At 68.2% G+C, this 20,020-nt stretch carries 20 protein-coding genes; 13 read left to right on the top strand and 7 right to left on the bottom strand.

Annotated elements, in window-relative coordinates:
- Positions 1 to 13: 13 nt before the first annotated feature.
- The gene (gene rpsT / locus U9J23_RS15265) at positions 14 to 274 is read right to left on the bottom strand and encodes a 30S ribosomal protein S20 (protein ID WP_006554505.1); all 261 of its coding nucleotides are present in this window, start codon (positions 272 to 274) and stop codon (positions 14 to 16) included.
- Between the two features lie 261 nt (positions 275 to 535).
- Here rpsT and U9J23_RS15260 point away from each other — a divergent pair, with 261 nt between their 5' ends.
- From U9J23_RS15260 to U9J23_RS15245, 4 genes are all read left to right on the top strand, one after another.
- Entirely contained in the window at positions 536 to 2,128 is a 1,593-nt protein-coding gene (locus U9J23_RS15260) for a circularly permuted type 2 ATP-grasp protein (protein WP_442802250.1), read from the top strand.
- The gene (locus U9J23_RS15255; protein ID WP_106199339.1) at positions 2,128 to 3,102 is read left to right on the top strand and encodes an alpha-E domain-containing protein; all 975 of its coding nucleotides are present in this window, start codon (positions 2,128 to 2,130) and stop codon (positions 3,100 to 3,102) included. The genes U9J23_RS15260 and U9J23_RS15255 overlap by 1 nt, the downstream gene beginning before the upstream one ends.
- A gap of 8 nt (positions 3,103 to 3,110) precedes the next feature.
- On the top strand, positions 3,111 to 3,941 hold the full coding sequence (locus U9J23_RS15250; protein ID WP_085468545.1) for a transglutaminase family protein: 831 nt from the start codon (positions 3,111 to 3,113) through the stop codon (positions 3,939 to 3,941).
- A 120-nt stretch (positions 3,942 to 4,061) separates the two neighbouring features.
- A complete protein-coding gene (locus U9J23_RS15245; RefSeq protein ID WP_085468444.1) occupies positions 4,062 to 4,883 on the top strand; it encodes an aquaporin in 822 nt (273 codons plus the stop codon).
- Positions 4,884 to 4,910: 27 nt separating this feature from the next.
- Here the strand turns inward: U9J23_RS15245 and U9J23_RS15240 are convergent, their stop codons facing one another.
- Positions 4,911 to 5,579 carry a type II toxin-antitoxin system PemK/MazF family toxin gene (locus U9J23_RS15240; RefSeq protein ID WP_326598669.1) on the bottom strand — a complete coding sequence of 223 codons (669 nt, stop codon included), beginning with the start codon at positions 5,577 to 5,579 and terminating at the stop codon, positions 4,911 to 4,913.
- 63 nt (positions 5,580 to 5,642) lie between these two features.
- On the opposite strand from U9J23_RS15240, the gene lepA reads away from it, so the two are divergent.
- The 3 genes from lepA to U9J23_RS15225 all read left to right on the top strand — a co-directional run bounded on the left by lepA (position 5,643) and on the right by U9J23_RS15225 (position 9,551).
- Entirely contained in the window at positions 5,643 to 7,538 is a 1,896-nt protein-coding gene (gene lepA / locus U9J23_RS15235) for a translation elongation factor 4 (protein WP_228525328.1), read from the top strand.
- Between the two features lie 35 nt (positions 7,539 to 7,573).
- Positions 7,574 to 8,506, top strand: coding sequence for an NAD(P)H-dependent flavin oxidoreductase (locus U9J23_RS15230; protein ID WP_059380814.1), 933 nt, complete (start codon positions 7,574 to 7,576; stop codon positions 8,504 to 8,506).
- Positions 8,507 to 8,573: 67 nt separating this feature from the next.
- Positions 8,574 to 9,551 (top strand): ABC transporter substrate-binding protein, encoded by a 978-nt coding sequence (locus U9J23_RS15225; RefSeq protein WP_085468441.1) that lies wholly within the window; start codon positions 8,574 to 8,576, stop codon positions 9,549 to 9,551.
- 7 nt (positions 9,552 to 9,558) lie between these two features.
- On the opposite strand, the gene U9J23_RS15220 is transcribed toward U9J23_RS15225, so the two are convergent.
- Entirely contained in the window at positions 9,559 to 11,502 is a 1,944-nt protein-coding gene (locus tag U9J23_RS15220) for a glycoside hydrolase family 15 protein (protein WP_085468440.1), read from the bottom strand.
- Between the two features lie 66 nt (positions 11,503 to 11,568).
- Here U9J23_RS15220 and U9J23_RS15215 point away from each other — a divergent pair, with 66 nt between their 5' ends.
- From U9J23_RS15215 to U9J23_RS15190, 6 genes are all read left to right on the top strand, one after another.
- Positions 11,569 to 11,775, top strand: coding sequence for a hypothetical protein (locus U9J23_RS15215; RefSeq protein ID WP_085468439.1), 207 nt, complete (start codon positions 11,569 to 11,571; stop codon positions 11,773 to 11,775).
- Positions 11,776 to 11,946: 171 nt separating this feature from the next.
- The gene (locus U9J23_RS15210; RefSeq protein WP_315899260.1) at positions 11,947 to 12,039 is read left to right on the top strand and encodes an Ms4533A family Cys-rich leader peptide; all 93 of its coding nucleotides are present in this window, start codon (positions 11,947 to 11,949) and stop codon (positions 12,037 to 12,039) included.
- A gap of 149 nt (positions 12,040 to 12,188) precedes the next feature.
- Positions 12,189 to 13,214, top strand: coding sequence for a sulfate ABC transporter substrate-binding protein (locus U9J23_RS15205; protein WP_085468438.1), 1,026 nt, complete (start codon positions 12,189 to 12,191; stop codon positions 13,212 to 13,214).
- A 114-nt stretch (positions 13,215 to 13,328) separates the two neighbouring features.
- Positions 13,329 to 14,126 (top strand): sulfate ABC transporter permease subunit CysT, encoded by a 798-nt coding sequence (gene cysT, locus U9J23_RS15200; protein WP_085468544.1) that lies wholly within the window; start codon positions 13,329 to 13,331, stop codon positions 14,124 to 14,126.
- On the top strand, positions 14,123 to 14,929 hold the full coding sequence (gene cysW / locus U9J23_RS15195) for a sulfate ABC transporter permease subunit CysW (protein ID WP_059380818.1): 807 nt from the start codon (positions 14,123 to 14,125) through the stop codon (positions 14,927 to 14,929). The genes cysT and cysW overlap by 4 nt, the downstream gene beginning before the upstream one ends.
- Positions 14,926 to 15,924 (top strand): sulfate/molybdate ABC transporter ATP-binding protein, encoded by a 999-nt coding sequence (locus tag U9J23_RS15190; RefSeq protein WP_085468437.1) that lies wholly within the window; start codon positions 14,926 to 14,928, stop codon positions 15,922 to 15,924. Before cysW ends, U9J23_RS15190 begins: the two co-directional genes overlap by 4 nt.
- Before the next feature lie 56 nt (positions 15,925 to 15,980).
- Here U9J23_RS15190 and U9J23_RS15185 read toward each other — a convergent pair whose 3' ends face one another.
- The 4 genes from U9J23_RS15185 to U9J23_RS15170 all read right to left on the bottom strand — a co-directional run bounded on the left by U9J23_RS15185 (position 15,981) and on the right by U9J23_RS15170 (position 20,020).
- Positions 15,981 to 16,856, bottom strand: a complete 876-nt coding sequence (locus U9J23_RS15185) for a universal stress protein (RefSeq protein ID WP_326598660.1) — start codon at positions 16,854 to 16,856, stop codon at positions 15,981 to 15,983.
- A 93-nt stretch (positions 16,857 to 16,949) separates the two neighbouring features.
- The gene (gene ppk2 / locus U9J23_RS15180; RefSeq protein WP_085468436.1) at positions 16,950 to 17,840 is read right to left on the bottom strand and encodes a polyphosphate kinase 2; all 891 of its coding nucleotides are present in this window, start codon (positions 17,838 to 17,840) and stop codon (positions 16,950 to 16,952) included.
- A gap of 105 nt (positions 17,841 to 17,945) precedes the next feature.
- A complete protein-coding gene (locus U9J23_RS15175; RefSeq protein ID WP_085468435.1) occupies positions 17,946 to 18,689 on the bottom strand; it encodes a sirohydrochlorin chelatase in 744 nt (247 codons plus the stop codon).
- Positions 18,686 to 20,020, bottom strand: coding sequence for a sulfate adenylyltransferase subunit 1 (locus U9J23_RS15170; RefSeq protein ID WP_326598655.1), 1,335 nt, complete (start codon positions 20,018 to 20,020; stop codon positions 18,686 to 18,688). Before U9J23_RS15170 ends, U9J23_RS15175 begins: the two co-directional genes overlap by 4 nt.

Genomic DNA, 20,020 nt, shown 5'->3' with positions numbered 1-20,020 from the left:
CGGAGCGATGAACTCAGAGCTTGTTGGCAAGCTTCGCGAGAGCAGACTTCTTGTTGGCAGCCTGGTTGGGGTGGATGACACCCTTGCTGGCAGCCTTGTCGAGCTGACGGCTCGTGGCGACGAGGAGCTCGTTGACCTTGTCCTTGTCGCCGGCGGCCGCAGCCTCGCGGAACGAACGGATCGCCGTACGAAGCGACGACTTCACCGACTGATTCCGGAGTCGGTTGCGCTCGTTGGTGCGAATCCGCTTCACCTGGGACTTGATGTTGGCCACGCGTAAAATCCTGTCGTCTTGCTGGTAGCTGGTAGGAAAGCTCTGGGTGCATCTGAGCACCGATGGACAAGGCTACCAAGAATGGATCACAAAGCCCAAACCGGAGGCCGGATCACCCTCGTCAGCGCCCCTAATGTTTCGCACATGAAACGAATTTGTTTCGTCTGAGGTCATCCGCCCCGGCATGTAGAACGATTTCGGCATGATCAGCACGACCCCCTCGAGCAGGGCGGACCCGCCCCCGGACGCGCCGGCACCGACGTGTTCGCGGGCTACCCCGAGATTCACGCCGGATCCGGCGACCCCGGCGCACCCACCGCGTACGACGAGATGTTCGACGTGGACGGACAGGTCCGCGAACCCTACCGACGGCTCTTCGAGACGCTCACGTCCAAGGGCGTCGACGACCTCGCGGCCCGCACCGAGGCGCTCGGACGCGCATTCACCAATCAGGGCGTGACCTTCTCGCTGTCCGGGCAGGAGCGGCCCTTCCCCCTCGACATGGTCCCGCGGGTGATCGCGGCCGCCGAGTGGTCCGAACTCGAACGCGGCATCCGGCAGCGGGTGCGTGCCCTCGAACTGTTCCTCGCCGACGTCTACGGCGAGCAGCGCATCCTGCGCGACCGGGTCCTTCCCCGGCGGCTCGTGACGTCCTGCCAGCACTTCCACCGCCAGGCCTCGGGCATCGTCCCGCCCAACGGAGTGCGCATCCACGTCGCGGGCATCGACCTGATCCGCGACGAGAACGGCACCTTCCGCGTCCTCGAGGACAATCTGCGCTCACCGTCCGGCGTCTCCTACGTCATGGAGAACCGCCGGGCCATGGCGCGCGTCGCACCCGATCTGTTCGCCCAGCACAAGGTGCGGCCGGTCGGCGACTACGCCCTGCACCTGCTGCGAGCCCTGCGTGCGTCCGCTGCCCCGAACGCCGCAGACCCCAACGTGGTGGTGCTCACCCCGGGCATCGCCAACTCCGCGTACTTCGAGCATTCGCTGCTGGCCCGCCAGATGGGTGTCGAACTCGTCGAGGGACGCGACCTGTTCTGCCGCGACAACGTCGTCTACATGCGAACCACGGAAGGCGAGCGGCAGGTCGACGTCATCTACCGGCGCATCGACGACGACTATCTCGATCCGATGCACTTCCGCCCCGACTCCGTCCTCGGCGTCGCGGGACTCGTCAACGCCGCTCGGGCGGGCAACGTGGTGATCTCCAGCGCCGTCGGTAACGGCGTGGGCGACGACAAGCTCGTCTACACCTACGTGCCCGAGATCATCGACTACTACCTCGGCGAGAAACCGCTGCTGCCCAACGTCGACACCCTGCGGTGCTGGCTCGACGCCGAACGCGAGGAGGTCCTCGACCGCATCGACGAACTCGTCCTCAAGCCCGTCGAGGGCTCCGGCGGTTACGGCATCCTGTTCGGTCCCGACGCCTCGCGCGCCGAACTCGACGAGATGATCGGCAAGATCCGCGAGGACCCGCGCAGCTGGATCGCGCAACCCGTCGTGCAGTTGTCCACCGTGCCGACGCGCGCGGGCGATGCGCTCGCTCCGCGCCATGTCGACCTGCGTCCGTTCGCCGTAAACAACGGTGAAGACGTGTGGGTTCTGCCCGGCGGTCTCACCCGGGTCGCGCTGCCCGAAGGATCGCTCGTCGTCAACTCCAGTCAGGGCGGTGGCAGCAAGGACACCTGGGTGCTCGCCGAGACCTCCGACACCGCAGCCGAACTGGGCGGCGAGGGCGTCGTCGCGGAGCGCGAGGACGTGAACCGTTCCGAGCACGGCCCGGAACTCACCACCTCACAGCAGCAACAACAACAGCAACAACAGAGCGGAAGGGACGACCGCTGATGCTCGCACGGAACGCGGAATCCTTGTTCTGGATCGGCCGATACGTCGAACGCGCCGACGACACCGCCCGGATCATGGACGTGGCAGTGCACCAGCTGCTCGAGGATTCGACCGTCGACCCCGACCGCACCTGCCGCCGGTTGCTGCGCGTGCTCGGATTCACCGAGCCCGAGGGCAGACTCGACGTGCGCACCGTCACCGAGATCGTGGCCTTCGGCCGGGACGGCGCGGGCTCGATCCTCGACACCATCGGGTTCGCGCGGGAGAACGCGCGCGGTGCACGCGAAGTCACCTCCACCGAGATGTGGGAGTGCCTCAACACCACCTACAACGGTCTCGCCGAATGCGAACGCGCGGCGAAACGGCTCGGGCCCCACGAGTTCTTCCGGTACGTCGAACACCGCGCCGCGATGTTCGCGGGCCTGGCCGACAGCACCATGTGCCGCGACGACGGGTACCGCTTCCTGCTGCTGGGCAGGTCGATCGAACGCGTCGACATGACCGTGCGGCAGCTGCTGTCCCGCGCGGGAGACGGCCCGACCTCACCGAGCTGGGCGACCGTGCTGCGGTCCGCCGGCGGATACGACACCTATCTGCGCACCTACCGCGGAGCGCTCGACGCGGGTCGCATCGTCGAGTTCATGATGCTCGACCGACTGTTCCCGCGATCGGTGTTCTTCGCACTCAAACAGGCCGAGGAATGTCTCGCCCAACTCGACGACCACGGCGACTACCGGTTCGGGGCACGCGACGAGGCGCAGCGTCTGCTGGGCCGTGCCCGCAGCGAACTCGAATTCATCGGTCCGGGCGTGCTGCTCGACGAACTCGCGACGCGCCTGTCGTCGCTGCAGGACCTGTGCCGCAAGGCCGGCGAGGCCATCGCGCTGCAGTACTTCCACGCCGCCCCATGGGTCGCGTGGGTCTCCGCACGGGACGCCGGCGCGGACATGGCGATTCTGGAGGGAGAACTGTGAGCTGGCGGATGCGTGTGGTGCACAAGACCGGGTACGAGTACGACGGTCCGGTCACCGCGTCGTACAACGAGGCCCGACTCACCCCGCGCTCGGACGGCCGTCAGACGGTGGTGCTCAACCGCGTCGAGACCACCCCGGCCACACGCTCCTACCGGTACACCGACTACTGGGGCAGTGCCGTGACGGCCTTCGACCTGCACGCCCCGCACACCTCGCTCGAGGTCGTCGGACTGTCGGTGGTCGAGACCGACCCGGTCCGTCCACCCGACGAGCCCGCGGGCTGGGACGTCATCAACGACCAGGACACCCGGGACCGGTACGACGAGGTGCTGGCCCCCAGCGCGTACGTGCCGACCGACCCGGAACTCGAGGCGACCGCCCGCGAACTCGCCCGCGGACTCGAACCGGTCGACGCCGTCGTCGCGGCCGCACAGTGGGTGTACGACCAGATGGACTACGTCCCGGGCACGACCGGCGTCCACACTTCCGCGTTGCAGGCCTTCGAGGAACGTCAGGGCGTGTGCCAGGACTACGCGCACCTGACGCTGCTGTTGTTGCGGCGGATGGGGATCCCCGCGCGATATGTCTCCGGCTATCTGCATCCGGTGGCGGACGCCGAGATCGGTGAAACCGTCGCGGGGCAGTCCCACGCGTGGATCCAGGCGTGGACGGGATCGTGGTGGGGATACGACCCCACCAACGCGAAATTCGTGAGCGAACAACACACCTCGGTCGCCATCGGACGGGACTACACCGACGTGCCGCCGCTCAAGGGCATCTACATGGGCGGACACGCCACTGCGCACGAAGTCGTTGTCGAGGTCACCAGGCTTGCGTAATCTGCGTCACAGCGCGAACACGAGTTCGCCGTAGCGGTACATCGACAGCGGTACATCGACTCGAAGTGTTCTACCACCAGGTTCCGCTTGCGTGCGGGGCCGCGAACATCGAGGTGACCCATGGAACCCCCACGCGATCCCGAGTCCCGAATCGACGAAGATCTCGCACGCCGGACGTCCCTGGAGATCAGAGACCCCGGTGAGTTCTCCGACCTCCGGAAGTATGTGGCGGAAGCGATCGGAACCTTCCTCCTGGTGTTCTCCGCGGTGGGTACCGCGGTGTTCGCCGGAACGTATGTCGGTCAGCTCGGCGTCGCACTGGCGTTCGGCCTGACCCTGCTGTTCCTCGTGTACACCATCGGCCCGATCTCCGGGTGTCACGTGAACCCGGCGGTGACGCTCGGGCAGCTCATCGTCGGCCACGTGACCCCGGTGCGCGCCTTGGGTTACTGGATCGCGCAGGTCGTGGGCGGTCTGATCGCCGGTCTGACGCTCTACGCGGTGGCGTCGTCGTTGCCGAGCTACGACCGGGCCGCCGACGGCCTCGGGGCGAACGGCTGGGGCGCGCACAGCCCCTCGGCCGTGCACGGTCCGCTCGGCGGCGTGCTCGAGAACGGCTACGGCATCGGCGCGATGATCGTCGTGGAGGTCCTGCTCACGGCCGTGCTCGTGTTCGTGGTGCTGGGTGCGACCGATCAGGTGGCCGACGCGCCGATCGCCGGCATCGCCATCGGCTTCACCCTCGCGGCGATCCACCTGATCTCGATCCCGATCGACAACACGTCGGTCAATCCCGCCCGCAGCCTCGCCGTCGCCTTCTACCAGGACGGTGCGCTCGGGCAGCTGTGGGCGTTCATCGTGTTCCCGCTCATCGGCGGAGCACTCGGAGCGCTCGTCTACACCTTCCTCTTCGGGCGGCGGTACGGGCTCCGGGCCTCCTGAGCGCCTTCGGTCGGGACGCGGCCCGATTCAGCTCCAACCGAAATCGGTACGGAGCCGGGTCGCGACCTGATCGAATCGTGCGCGGGGGAGGATCGCGCCCTCGCGGCGGATGCCGTCCTCGGGGACGTCGAGCACGCGATCGAGACGTACCCAGCTCGGGCGGTTCTCGGCGTCCCACTGCCCGGAGCCGATCCCGAGCCAGTCGCGGTGACCGTCGCGGTCGGAGTTCGACGAGAGCATCAGCCCGAGCAGCGTCCTGTCGTCACGGCCCACGACGAGCACCGGGCGGTCCTTGCCCTGCGTCGGATCCTCCTCGTACGCCACCCAGGTCCACACGATCTCGCCCGGATCGGCGCGACCGTCGAGGTCGGGGGAGTACTCGACGTGGCGGGCGCGCTGCGCCGTGGGCGTGGTGCGCGATGCCACCGGACGACCGGGGGCCGGGCGCTTCGTACCGGACGGGCTCTTCGCAGCACCGGGCTTCGGTGTGGCGGTCCGGTCCGCGCCGGGCTTCGGTGCCGCGGTGGTACCGCTCCCCGAGGTCCCGCTCGCGGTGCCGGCCTGGCCGGCCGCGTTCAGCGCGGCACGCGCCTTGTCGAGCGCTCCGGACTGCTGCAACTGCTGGTAGATCTTCGGACCCTGCTCGACTGCGAGACGACCCAGCTGCCTGCCCAATTTCTTCCATGTACCGGCCACGGGAACCGAGCTTAACCGGACCTGACCCGGGCGAAGTCCCGGCCGCCGCCCGACTTGGATATTCTGCAGGGTGACCGCGGTCTGCAGGCCGCTGCCAGTCCGAGTCAGGAGCACGACATCAGCACCTTCGCCGACACCACGTTCACGGACCCCGCAAAGATCCGGAACTTCTGCATCATCGCGCACATCGACCACGGAAAGTCGACGCTCGCGGACCGGATGCTGCAGCTCACCGGGGTGGTCGAGGAGCGGCAGATGCGCGCCCAGTACCTCGACCGCATGGACATCGAGCGCGAGCGCGGCATCACGATCAAGGCGCAGAACGTACGTCTGCCGTGGAACCTCGACGGCGAAGACTATGTGATGCACCTGATCGACACCCCGGGTCACGTCGACTTCACCTACGAGGTGTCCCGCGCGCTCGAGGCGTGCGAGGGCGCGGTCCTGCTCGTCGACGCCGCACAGGGCATCGAGGCACAGACCCTCGCCAACCTCTACCTCGCGCTCGACAAGGACCTGACGATCATCCCGGTCCTCAACAAGATCGACCTGCCCGCGGCCGACCCCGACCGTTACGCCGGCGAGATCGCGAACATCATCGGCTGCGAGCCGTCCGACGTCCTCCGCGTCTCCGGCAAGACCGGCGAGGGCGTCCCCGAGCTCATCGACGCCGTGATCCGTCAGGTGCCGCCGCCGGTCGGTGACGCCGACGCGCCCGCCCGCGCCATGATCTTCGACTCCGTCTACGACACCTACCGCGGCGTCGTGACCTACGTGCGTGTGGTCGACGGCAAGATCGTGCCCCGCGAGAAGATCAAGATGATGTCGACGGGCACCACCCACGAACTGCTCGAGGTCGGCATCGTCTCGCCCGAACCCAAGGCCACCGCCGGTCTCGGCGTCGGCGAGGTGGGCTATCTCATCACCGGCGTGAAGGACGTGCGTCAGTCGAAGGTCGGCGACACCGTCACCACCGCCCGCAACGGTGCGGAGGATCCGCTCACGGGCTACCGTGAACCGCGCCCGATGGTCTACTCCGGTCTGTACCCGGTCGACGGCTCCGACTACCCGGTGCTGCGCGACGCGCTCGACAAGCTCCAGCTCAACGACGCCGCGCTCACCTACGAGCCCGAGACGTCCGTCGCGCTCGGATTCGGCTTCCGCTGCGGCTTCCTCGGTCTGCTGCACATGGAGATCACCCGCGAGCGTCTCGAGCGCGAATTCGGCCTCGACCTGATCTCCACCGCCCCCAACGTCGTCTACCGAGTCGTGCTCGAAGGCGGCCAGGAGGTCGTCGTGACGAACCCGTCCGACTGGCCCGAGGGCAAGGCGCGCGAGATCTACGAACCGATCGTCAAGTGCACCATCATCGCGCCGAGCGAGTTCATCGGTTCGATCATGGAGCTGTGCCAGTCGCGGCGCGGTGAGCTCGGCGGCATGGACTACCTGTCCGAGACCCGCGTCGAGCTGCGGTACACGTTGCCGATGGCCGAGATCATCTTCGACTTCTTCGACTCGCTGAAGTCGCGCACCCGCGGCTACGCCTCGATGGACTACGAGGAGGCCGGCGAGCAGGAGGCCGCGCTGGTCAAGGTCGACATCCTGTTGCAGGGCGAGGCCGTCGACGCGTTCAGCGCGATCGTCCACAAGGACGCCGCGGCCGCCTACGGCAACAAGATGACGACCAAGCTCAAGGAACTCATCCCGCGGCAGCAGTTCGAGGTGCCCGTCCAGGCTGCGATCGGCTCGAAGATCATCGCCCGCGAGAACATCCGGGCGATCCGCAAGGACGTTCTCGCCAAGTGCTACGGCGGCGACATCAGCCGTAAGCGCAAGCTGCTCGAGAAGCAGAAGGAAGGCAAGAAGCGGATGAAGACGATCGGCCGCGTCGACGTGCCGCAGGAGGCGTTCGTCGCCGCGTTGTCGTCCGAGGCCTCGTCCGACAAGCCGAAGAAGTAGTCGCTCCTGCTGCGACGCCCACCGGAAGGATTCGCGTGCTCGACACCTGGCTTACCCGTGAACTCGGAATCTCCGTTCCTCTGCTGGGTGCGCCCATGGGTGGCCGGGCCGGTGGGCGGCTCGCCGGCGAGGTGACGCGGGCCGGCGGCCTCGGCCTGATCGGTGCCGCCCGGTACAACACCGCCGAGTGGATCGAGGGTGAGGTCCGCACCGCCCGCGAGATCGGTGGTGGGGCCGTGGGATTCGGTCTGATGACCTGGGCGCTCGCCGACGACGACAGCCTCCTCACCGCGGTGCTCGAGCACCGCCCGCAGGTGGTCACGCTCTCGTTCGGCGATCCCGCACCCTACGTCGAGCGTGCCCACGATGCCGGGGCTGTCGTCCTCTCGCAGATCAACACGATCGACGACCTGCGGGTGGTCGAGGCCGCGGGTGTCGACGCGGTGATCGCGCAGGGACACGAGGCCGGTGGGCACACGGGCCGGATCGGCACCCTCCCGCTGCTGCAGGAGGTACTCGAGTCGACGTCGCTGCCCGTGCTCGCCGCAGGCGGCATCGCCACGGGCCGCGGTCTGGCGGCGGTGCTCGCAGCCGGTGGACAGGGCGCCCTGGTCGGGACGGCTCTGCTCGCCAGCCCGGAGACCGTCGGCCCCGATTACGCCCGTGGCCGGCTCGTGGAGGCCGGCAGCGCCGACACCGTCTACACCGACGTCTTCGACAAGGCCCGGCACCAGCCGTGGCCGGCGCGCTGGGGCGGACGCGCCCTGCGCAATGCGTTCACCGAGGAGTGGCACGGCCGGGGCGCCGACGAGGACACCCTCGCCGCGGCGTACACCGGTGACGATCCCGACATCGGGGTGGTCTACGCGGGGGAGGCCGCCGGTCTGGTGCGGTCCGAGCGACCCGCGGGCGAGGTGATCCGGGGTATCGCCGAACAGGCGGAGACCCTGCTGTCCCGCTTCCGCTGAGCACTGCACCGGCACACGGACGTCCCACTCGGGTTAAGGTGAGCCTCACCTGAAATGGAGGTCGCCCATGCGCCGAGTCGTTCTCTCCGCGGTAGCGCTCGTACTGTTCGTCGCCCCGACCCTCGTGGCGTGTTCGTCGGACACCGATGACACCGCGACTGCCGGCGGCGAGACCGTCACCGTCGAGCACTCCTACGGCACGACGACGATCGAGGGCACACCCGAGCGGATCGTCGCGACCTCCAGCCAATGGCTCGACGCCCTCGTCGAACTCGGGGTGCAGCCCATCGCGTACTACAGCGCCGGCTCGTACGGCGACGAGCGCGGCCTCTATCCGTGGCAGACCGACGTCTCCCCGGATGCGGTGGCGCTGAGTGCGGCGGCGGAGACGTCGGTGCCCGTCGAGGAGGTGGCCGCACTCGAACCCGACCTCGTCCTCGGTGCCTGGCAGATCACCTCGCAGAACGACTACGACATGATCTCCGCGGTCGCCCCGACGATCGGGCCCCTCGGCGACACCGGGGTGGACCGCTGGGACGAACAGGTGCGCGTGCTCGGTGAGGTCCTCGGCCGCACCGACGACGCCGAGCGGATCATCGCCGACCGCAACGCCGAGATCGAAGAGGCCGCCTTGCCGGGCCTCGAGGGACGGACCGCCGCGCTGTCGCAATACGTCACGAACGAGCAGCAGGTCGTCGTGGTCGCCGATCCGGACGACGGTGCGGCGGCGCTGTTCACACAGCTGGGCATGACGCTGCCGCCCGCGCTGGTCGCGGAGGGCGGAGCCTCCCAGGGGCGGGTCGTCCTCGGTCCCGAACGCGTCGACGCCCTGGTCGCCGATCTGCTGATCATCCTGCCGCGCGGCGGAACCGAGCAGGACCTGATGGCCCTGCCCGGATTCGACAGGCTGCCGGCCGTCACCGGAGGCGGTCTCGCCGTCGTCGACTTCCCGACGGTCGTCGCGTTCAACACGCCCTCGTCACTGTCGATCGGCTATGCGCTCGACGTGATCCGGCCGCAGCTCGAGGCGGTCGCCAACGCCTGAGACCGGTTCACGGCCCGAGATGCGCGGGCCGGAAGTTGCCCGCTCCGATCTCCCGCTCGGCACGGATGACGTGGACGACGGCGTTGATGAGCGCCAGGTGGGTGAACGCCTGCGGGAAATTCCCCAGATGGCGTCCGGTCTCGGTGTCGATCTCCTCGGCATAGAGCTTCAAGGGGCTCGCGTAGTCGAGCAGGCGCTGGCACAGTGCGGCGGCCCGCTCGACCTCACCGATCTCGACGAGGGCCGAGACCAGCCAGAACGAACAGATGGTGAACGAGCCCTCCTCGCCCGCGAGTCCGTCGTCGGTGGTCTCCACCCGGTAGCGCAGCACCAGTCCGTCCTCGGTGAGTTCGTCGGCGATCGCCAGCACCGTGGCCCGCACCCGGGGATCGTCCGCGGGCAGGAAGCGCAGCAAGGGGATCAGCAGAGCCGACGCGTCGAGTGACGGGTGGCCGTACCGCTGGGTGAAGACACCGCGTTCGTCGACGCCGTGTTCGAGGACGTCGGCCTTGATCTCGTCGGCCATCGCCGCCCACTTCCGGGCGTAGTCGGGACGACCCTGCAGTTCGGCGAGTTTCGAGCCGCGATCGAGCGCCACCCAGCACATGACCTTCGACGACACGAAGTGCTGGGGCTCGCCGCGCACCTCCCAGATGCCCCGATCGGGCTTGCGCCAGTTGGCCGATGCCTCCTCGACCTGCCGGCGCAGGGTGTGCAACAACGTCTGGGGGAAGTGCCCGCGGGACTTGACGTGAAGGTAGACCGAGTCGAGCAGTGTGCCCCAGATGTCGTGTTGCTGTTGGTGATAGGCGTCGTTGCCGATGCGGACCGGGGTGGCGCCGTCGTAGCCGCTCAGATGATCGAGGGTCGACTCCGGCAACTCGCGCTCACCGCCCACCCCGTACATCACCTGGAGCGGATAGCGGACGCCGTCCGCGTCGCGCGAGACGTCGAGGATGAACGAGAAGAAGTCGTCGGCTTCCCGGTCGAACCCGAGGGTGTACAGACCCCACAGTGCGAAGGTCGAATCGCGTACCCACGCGTAACGGTAGTCCCAGTTACGTTCTCCGCCAGGTGTTTCGGGGAGCGAGGTTGTCGACGCCGCGAGCAGCGCCCCGGTCGGGCTGTAGGTCAGTCCCTTGAGTGTGAGCGCGCTGCGCTGCAGATAGGTGCGCCAGGGATGATCCGGGAAGCGGCCCGTCGTGATCCATTCGCGCCAGTAGTCCTGGGTGGAGACCATCTTGGCGACCGCCTCGTCGAAGGTGTGCGGCATCGGGCAGTCCCCCCACGACAATGCGACGAAGGCCGTGTCGCCCTTGTTGAGCCGACGTCGCGCGCGGGCCTCGCGGTCCTCGATGCCGAGTCGCAGATCCGTGGTCATGCGCAGCGTCGGATGCTCGTCCGCCGCGTTCCGGCACACCGCGGTGGCCTCCTCGTAGACCTTGCCGGTGTACCGCCATTCGGTGCGGCCCCGGTGGTAGTCGAAGGCGGGTTCGCAACTGACGTACAGGTCCACCGTCCCGTTCACACAGCGCACCGTCCGCAACAGCATGTGCTCGGCCTCCCAGTCGGACGGTGTGCGGCGGTGTGTCGTGGAGCGCTCCTCGACGTCGTACCAGGGCGCCATGACCAGGGCGTCGCGCACGATCATCCAGCCCGTGTCGGTCTGCCAGGTCGTCTCGAGGACCAGACCGCCGGGCAGGTACCGCCGTGCCGCGGGCACGGTGCGATCGTGCGGCGACAACCGGAAATGGCCCGCGCTGCGGTCCAGCAGTGCGCCGAACACGCTGGGGGAGTCGGGTCGCGGCACGCACATCCACTCCACGGTTCCGTCGCGCGCGATCAGACAGGTGCTCTCGCAATCCGAGAGGAATGCGTAGTCGTCGATGGGCGGGAACACGCTCCGTCGGAAGGGTGACCCCGACAGCGGCGAGGAGTGGTGTTGGTCCATCACTCCATGATCACTGCGGGCCGGGTGGATCGCAGCGTGGTTGCCGAACCTACTAGGGTGTAGGCAATGGATCGGGTGGCTTCGTGGTGGGACGGCTTCGAGTTGTGGCTCGCGGGTCTGTCCTTCGTCCCCCAGGTGGCTCTGGTGCTCGCGGTGCTGGTGCCGGCCTGCTTCGGGGTCGCGTGGCTGCTCGATCGGGCGATGGCCGGGATCTTCGGGCTGCTCGGCCGCGGAGAGACGGACTCGCCCGCCACGACGACGGAGGATTGCTGACATGCCGCGTTCGCGCGTGACCCTGGCGCTGATCGCGCTGTTGATCATCGTCGTCGTCGCATGGCTCGTCTCCATGTGACCACGCCGCTCGCGCATCCGGCTCGGTGCCCGATGTCCGGTGTCCGAATCGTCGATTTCGGTCGTCCCTCGACCTCTGCTAATCTCTGCCGCGTGTCCGCGACCACTCTGCCCCGCATCCGCCACGAGTTGGCGTTGATCGCTGTGGGCATGCCTTCGGTCGCCGACATCGACTGTTGTCGCTGAACCCTTCTTCTCTGCGGTCCCCGTCTTCCGGATCCTCTCGTCCGTCGGTGCCGCATCCTCGCGAATCCCGGCCGGTCCGATTCCGGCAGCCCCTCGTCCGGTGCCGGTCGCGTTCATCCCCCTCGAAACAGCCCCTCAGGAGGCTCGTCATGAAACGTTCCAGGTTCGTCGTCGCGGCGCTCACCGCGGTCACCGCGCTCTCCCTCACCGCCTGCTCCGGAGGTTCGAGCGACACCGTCGGAGCCGAGAGCGGCGGGGACGGATCCGGCGGCACGATCAACCTCTACGCGTACGCCGTGCCCAAGGTCGGATTCGACTCGCTGATCCCCGCCTTCCAGGAGACCGAGGAAGGGGAGGGCGTCGTCTTCCAGCAGTCCTACGGTGCCTCCGGAGACCAGTCCCGCAAGGTGCGCGACGGCGCCGAGGCCAACTTCGTGAACTTCTCCGTCGAGCCCGACATCACTCGTCTCGTCGACGCGGGTCTCGTCGACGAGAACTGGAACGACAACGCCTACAACGGGATCCCGTTCGGATCGGTCGTCACCATCGTCGTCCGTGAGGGCAACCCGAAGAACATTCAGGACTGGGACGACCTGCTCCGTCCGGACGTCGAGGTCGTCACCCCCAACCCGTTCAGCTCGGGTTCGGCGAAGTGGAACCTGCTCGCGCCGTACGCCGCGAAGAGCAACGGCGGCGCCGACCCGCAGGCCGGCATCGACTACGTCACCGAACTGGTCACCGATCACGTGAAGGTACAGCCGAAGTCCGGTCGCGAGGCCACCGAGACCTTCCTGCAGGGCACCGGCGACGTGCTGCTGAGCTACGAGAACGAGGCGCTGTTCATCGAGCGCAACGGCGACCCCGTCGAGCACGTCACCCCGCCCGTCACCTTCAAGATCGAGAACCCCGCGGCGGTACTGAAGAATGCGAAGGACGTCGAGGTCGCGCAGGCGTTCAACGACTTCCTGTACACCGCAGAGGGCCAGCGCCTGTGGGCAGAGGCCGGCTTCCGGCCCGTCGACCCGGGCGTCGCCGAGGAGTTCGCCGAGGAATTCCCGCAGCCGGAGAAGCTGTGGACCGTCGCAGATCTCGGCGGCTGGGAGACCGTGAACGAGGAGTTGTTCGCCGACAGCACCGGTACCATCGCGGTGATCTACGACAACGCCACGAAGTAGAGCACGCGCGTGACCGTTTCGGAACACACCGCCGGGTCGGGAGATTCGTCTCCCGCCCCGGCGGGTTCGCGTCGCGGGCCGTCCGCCGCGGCCCCCGCCCGTCCGCGTCGCCGGATGTTCACCGGCGCCGTCGGGCCCCTCGGTATCGGCATCGCCACCCTGTGGTTGAGTCTGATCGTCCTGCTTCCCCTCGCGGCCCTGGCCTTCCACTCCGTCTCGGACGGCCTCGGCACCTTCGTCGATGCGATCACCGCACCGGCCGCTCTCGCGACCCTGCGGATCACCGTCGTCGTCTCGCTGGTCGTCGCGGCGATCAACGCGGTGATGGGCACGGTGATCGCGTGGGTTCTCGTCCGCGACGAGTTCCCGGGGAAGAAGTTCGTCAACGCCCTGATCGACCTGCCCTTCGCACTACCGACGATCGTCGCGAGCATCGTGCTGCTCTCGCTGTACGGGCCGCAGAGCCCGATCGGTGTGCAGCTCAACGCGACCGAGCCGGGACTGGTGGTGGCGCTCGCGTTCGTCACCTTGCCGTTCGTGGTGCGCTCGGTGCAGCCGGTGCTCATCGAAGCCGACCGTGAGGTCGAGGAGGCCGCCGCATCGCTCGGAGCCGGCAACTTCACGATCTTCCGCACGGTCGTGCTGCCCGTGCTCGCACCGGCCGTCCTCGGTGGCACCGGCCTGGCATTCGCCCGCGCCATCGGCGAGTACGGCTCGATCGTGCTCATCGGCGGCAACATCCCGTACAAGACCCAGGTCGCGTCGCAGTACATCCAGCAGCAGATCGAGATCGACCGGCCGGTCAACGCCGCGGTGGTCTCCGTCGCACTGTTGGTGATCGCCTTCGTCGTGTTGTTCGTCCTGCGCCTGGTCGCGAACCGGGGACTGCGCCGAGAGGAGGACGACCGGTGAAACCGTCCCTCGCAGCCCGACTGTCGCTGCGCTTCGTCGCGCTCGCGTACCTGTTCGTGCTGCTGCTCGTCCCGATCGGGGTGATCCTCTACCGCACCTTCGAGAACGGCGTCGTGGCGTTCGCCGAGTCGATCAGCACCCCGGCGGCGATCTCGGCGCTGAACCTGTCGCTGCTGATCGTCGCGATCGTCGTTCCCGTGAACGTGATCTTCGGCATCGTCGTCGCGCTGGCCCTCGTCCGCGGCAGATTCCCGGGCAGGGGACTGCTGCAGGCCGTCGTCGACCTGCCCTTCGCGGTCTCGCCGATCGTCGTGGGTGTCGCCCTGATCATGTTGTGGGGCGCCCACGGGTGGTTCGGCGCCGTCGAGGATCTCGGCTTCAAGGTGATCTTCGGGCTGCCGGGCATGGTGCTCGCGACGATTTTCGTGACCCTGCCGTTCGTCGTGCGCGAGGTCGAACCGGTGCTGCGCGAGATCGGGGAGGAGCAGGAGCAGGCCGCCGCGACCCTCGGCGCGAACACCTGGCAGACCTTCTGGCGGATCACCCTGCCGGCGATCCGCTGGGGCCTGACCTACGGCATCGTCCTCACCGTCGCGCGAGCTCTCGGCGAGTTCGGCGCCGTCATCATGGTCTCGTCCGGCTTCCCCGGCGTCTCCCAGACGCTGACGTTGCTCGTGCACGCCCGGTACATCGACGACCACAACACCTTCGGCGCCTACAGCGCCGCGACCCTGCTCATGGCCATCGCGGTGATCGTCCTGCTGCTGATGACCCTGCTCGACCGGAAGAGGAGCACCGAATGATCACCGTCACCGGGGCGCGCAAGAACTACGGAGACTTCGCCGCACTCGACGACGTCGACATCGACATCCCGTCCGGCTCGCTCACCGCCCTGCTCGGACCGTCGGGTTCGGGGAAGTCGACCCTGCTGCGTTCGATCGCCGGCCTCGAGACCCTCGACGCGGGCACCGTCCACATCGCCGGCAAGGACGTCACCGGCGTCACCCCGCAGAAACGCGACATCGGGTTCGTGTTCCAGCACTACGCCGCGTTCAAGCACATGACCGTGCGCGAGAACGTCGCCTTCGGACTCAAGATCCGCAAGCGACCCAAGGCCGAGATCACGAAGCGGGTCGACGACCTGCTCGAGATCGTCGGGCTCGACGGGTTCCAACGACGCTATCCGGCGCAGTTGTCCGGCGGTCAGCGTCAGCGCATGGCACTCGCCCGGGCTCTCGCCGTCGACCCGCAGGTGCTGCTGCTCGACGAGCCGTTCGGTGCGCTGGACGCGAAGGTCCGCGCCGACCTGCGGACCTGGTTGCGCCGGTTGCACGACGAGGTGCACGTGACCACCGTGCTCGTCACGCACGATCAGGAGGAGGCGCTCGACGTCGCCGACCGCATCGCCGTGATGAACGCCGGACGCATCGAACAGGTCGGAACGCCGGAGGAACTCTACGATCGCCCGGCGAACAGCTTCGTGATGTCGTTCCTCGGGACGGTGTCCAAGATCAACGGTGTGCTGGTGCGACCGCACGACATCCGGCTCGCCCGGCAACCCGCGCTCTCCGACACTTCCGGCGGCTCGGTGGGTGTCACGCGGGCGACCGTCGAGCGTGTCGTCCGGCTGGGCTTCGAGGTGCGTGTCGAACTCCGCAACGACGCGACCGGTGAGCAGTTCACGACGCAGATCACCCGCGGCGAGGCCCACGATCTCGGGCTTGTCGCGGGCGACACCGTCTACGCGCACGCTCCCGCCGTGCCGGAGACCGCCCCGCTCGGTACCGCCGCGCAGTAACCGAGCGCGACTCGGGGGTCAGACTCGGGGTCACCTGGGTCACCTGGGTCGGCGGATCAGTGGGCCTCGGTCTCCGATCGGTGGTGGGCCCGGCAGATCATGACCGGACAGCAACTGTGGTGGATGAGTCCCTGACTGCTCGAGCCGACCACCGCAGCTGCCAGCGGGCTCCGGCCGTGGCTGCCGACCACCACGAGCTGGGCACTCTTGGATTCCTCGAGCAGGACGATGTCGGGCTTGCCCCGCTCGACCCGATAGGAGACCTCGACGTCGGGGAACCGTTCGGTGTGCCCGGAGGTATGCGACTTCATCTCCTCCCTCCGGTGCTCGACGTAGGCCGTCCAGTCCGTGAACCGTGACCCCTCGCCGTAGGTGAGCGTGGACTGCTCCGTCCAGGTGTGGATCGCGACGAGCGGTGCCTCGAGCGCCGCGGCGGTCGCGAACGCATGCTCGACGGCGGACTCGCTGACCTCGGTGCCGTCCACTCCGACGACGACCGGGCGCCCGTCGGGCGGCTGGAATCCGTCGCGGCTGCGCCACGTCACCACCGGGCATTCGGCGTGGTTGGCCACCGACACGACGTCGGAGCGCCGGATCATCGACTCCCACTCCGTGGTGGTCGTGTGGCCGAGGACGATCATCCGTGCCTCGCGCGACAGGTCGGTGAGCACGCGATCCGGCTTGCCCGACGGAGTGGACCGCCGGACCTCGACCCGGTCGACCGCGCCCCGAACTGCCGCTTCCGCGGCGGTCAGAACGGCCTCCTCCGACGGGTCGGTCCCGTCGCCGGAGGTGGGGGGATGAACGTGGACCAGGTCGATCGGTTCGCCGAGACGTCGGGCGACGCAGGCGGCCCACCGGGCCGCATCGAGTGCGCTGTCCGATCCGTCGATGCCGACGACGATTCCGTGACCGACATTGGCTGTGCCCATGCTGCCTCCTCGCGTCACCGTCCAGTGTGGTACGGATCACACGGTGCGCGCCAGCCCCGAGCACCTCGGCACGCGCGGACAACTGCCCGGTGGTCAGTCGCCGACGGCGTCCTTGCCACGCTGGACGATCTTCGGGTCGGCCGGGAAGACGATCTGACGGTCCTTGTCCTCGTACTCGAACTGGTTGAGGAAGAACCGCATCGCGTTGATCCGCGCCCTCTTCTTGTCGTTGGACTTGATGGTCGTCCACGGCGCCCAGTCGGTGTCGGTGCGCCGGAACATCTCTTCCTTCGCGTCGGTGTACTGGTCCCACTTGTCGAGCGATTCGAGGTCCATCTCCGACAGCTTCCAGCGTCGCACCGGATCGAGCTGGCGGATGGCGAAGCGGGTGCGCTGCTCCCTCCGGGTGACCGAGAACCAGAACTTCGTCAGCGTGATGCCGGCGTCCACGACGAGCTTCTCGAACAACGGGACGTGTTCCATGAAGCGTTCGTACTCGTCGTCGCTGCAGAAACCCATGACCCGTTCGACCCCGGCGCGGTTGTACCAGGAACGGTCGAACAGCACGAGCTCGCCGGCGGTGGGGAAGTGCTGGATGTAGCGCTGCAGGTACCACTGGCCCTGCTCACGGTCGGACGGCTTGTTCAGCGCGACGGTCCGGGCGTGCCGGACGTTGATGTACTCCTGGAACCGCTTGATCGTGCCGCCCTTGCCGGCGGCGTCGCGACCTTCGAACACGATGATGTGCTTGGAGCCGTTGTCCTTGGCCCACGACTGGAACTTCAGCAGTTCGATCTGCAGGAGGTACTTCTCGACCTCGTAGGTGGCGCGGTCCATCCGGGTGTCGTACGGATAGTTCTCCCGCCAGGTGTCGACGGCGCGGCCCTCGATGTCGATCAGATCGGGGTCCTCACCGTGGTCGTCGCGCACCGAATAGCCCTCCGTGCGGAGCCGATCGATGTAGCGCCGAAGTTCGTTCTGCACGTGAGGCCCTCCCGGATCACCGATGTCGTCGGACGACGACCGTGACTCCGTTGTAGCGGAGGAATGCGAATCGTGCGTGAACTCGGGTGGAGAGCCGGAAGCGACTCAGGCCACGCGCAGTCCGCGCCGCCGGTGCACGGCCTCGGTGTAGCGCTCGGTGATCACCCGCGCGACGGCATCGTGCCGGGCGAGGGTCTGCGCGACCCGCACGTGCCCGAGGCTGTCGGCCTCGGCGCAGGCACGGTCCCACAGCAGTCCGGGGGCGAGGATCCACGGTGTCAGCACGACGGTGTGGGCACCGCGGGAGGTGAGGTCGGCGAGGGTCGTCCCGACCGACGGACCGGTCGTGGCGAAGCACGCCGCGGCCTGCGTCCACGCCGTGCCGGCGAGAATGCGGGGTACCACCAGTTCCGTCGCCCGGTTCGCTTCGGGGCGTCGCGATCCCACCGCGCACACCGCGATACCGACGGACGGATCGTCGGCCGACACCCCCGTGGCCGTGATGAGATCGCGAGCCGCGTCGACGAGGAGATCGTCGTCGCCGAGGATCGGCGAGCACAGCACCTCGAGCAGCGGATGACGTTGCTGCGCTTCGTGCAACAGGGCCGGCAGATCGACTCTTGCGTGGAAGGCACTGCCGAGCAGCAGCGGCACCACCGCGACCTGCCGGTGCCCGTCCGCGGCGAGCGCGTCGAGAACCTGACCGACCGACGGGGTGTTCAGATCGAGGAACGCGAGTCGCACGTCCAGACCGGGGTTCTCGGCCCGGACGGTGTCGAGCGCGGCAGCCACGGCCCGCGCCGAACGCGGGTCGCGACTGCCGTGCGCGACGGCGACGAGCGGCATCATGCCGGGACGCGGTCCCCGAGCTCGATGTCGGCGAGTCCGTCGCCCACGAGACCCGCGGCGAGGGTGTTGCCCCCGGCCGGATCGATCAGCAGGAAGCTGCCGCTGCGGCGGTTGACGCGGTAGTCGTCCGCGGCGATCGGCTCGGCCACACGCACCGTGATGCGCGCGATCTCGTTGAGCTCGATGCTCTCCGGGCTCGGGACGGAGGTGAGATCCTGCTCGTCGAACCGCTCGTCGATCGTCCCGACGATGGCCTGCGTGATGCGGGTGCCGTGCTTGAGCAGCAGCCGGGCGCCGGGACGCAGCGGCTTCTCGGCGAGCCAGCACACGGTGGCCTCGAACTCCGACAGCGGCTCGGGTGCCGCCTCCGGGGTGGCGATGATGTCGCCGCGGGAGACGTCGACGTCGTCGGCGAGCACGAGGGTCACCGACCGGCCGGCGTGCGCGACATCGAATGCGCCGTCGGCACTGTCGATGCGCTCGACGGTGGTGCGGACACCGGACGGCAGCACGACGACCTCGTCACCGGGGCGCACGGACCCTGCCGCGACCTGACCGGCGTAGCCGCGGTAGTCGGGGAACTCGGCGGTGCGGGGACGGATCACGTACTGCACCGGGAAGCGCAGACCGGTCTCGTGCCGGCCGTGCGCATCGGCGTCGACGGGAACCGACTCGAGGTACTCGATGAGGGTCGGGCCGTCGTAGTAAGGGGTGTTCTCGCTGCGCACGGCCACGTTGTCGCCGTGCAGCGCGGAGACCGGGATCTCCTGCACGTCCTCGGGGGCCCAGCCGAGCGAACTCGTCAGTTCCCCGAACTCGGCGGAGATCTGCGCGAACACCGAGGCCGGATCCTCGACGAGGTCGATCTTGTTGACCGCGAGGACGAGCTTCGGCACACCGAGCAGGGCGAGCACGGCGGCGTGTTTGCGGGTCTGCGAGACGACACCCTTGCGCGCGTCGACGAGCAGGACGACGAGCTGCGCGGTGGACGCACCCGACACCGTGTTGCGGGTGTACTGGACGTGACCCGGGGTGTCCGCGAGGACGAAGCTGCGCTTCGGCGTCGCGAAGTAGCGGTAGGCCACATCGATGGTGATGCCCTGCTCACGCTCGGCGCGAAGGCCGTCGACGAGCAGCGAGAGGTCGGGGGTGTCGTGGCCGCGGTCGACCGACGCGCGGGTGACGGCGTCGATCTGGTCGGCGAGTACGGACTTGGTGTCGTAGAGCAGTCGGCCCACCAGGGTGGACTTGCCGTCGTCGACCGAACCGGCGGTGGCGAGGCGCAGCAGCTGCGTGTCGCTCTGCACGCTCTGCTCGTGAAGGTCGCTCAT

It is taken from the genome of Rhodococcus sp. PD04, from assembly GCF_035918275.1.
Classification (GTDB): domain Bacteria; phylum Actinomycetota; class Actinomycetes; order Mycobacteriales; family Mycobacteriaceae; genus Rhodococcus; species Rhodococcus rhodochrous.
This window is presented reverse-complemented; position numbering and strand designations above follow the sequence as displayed.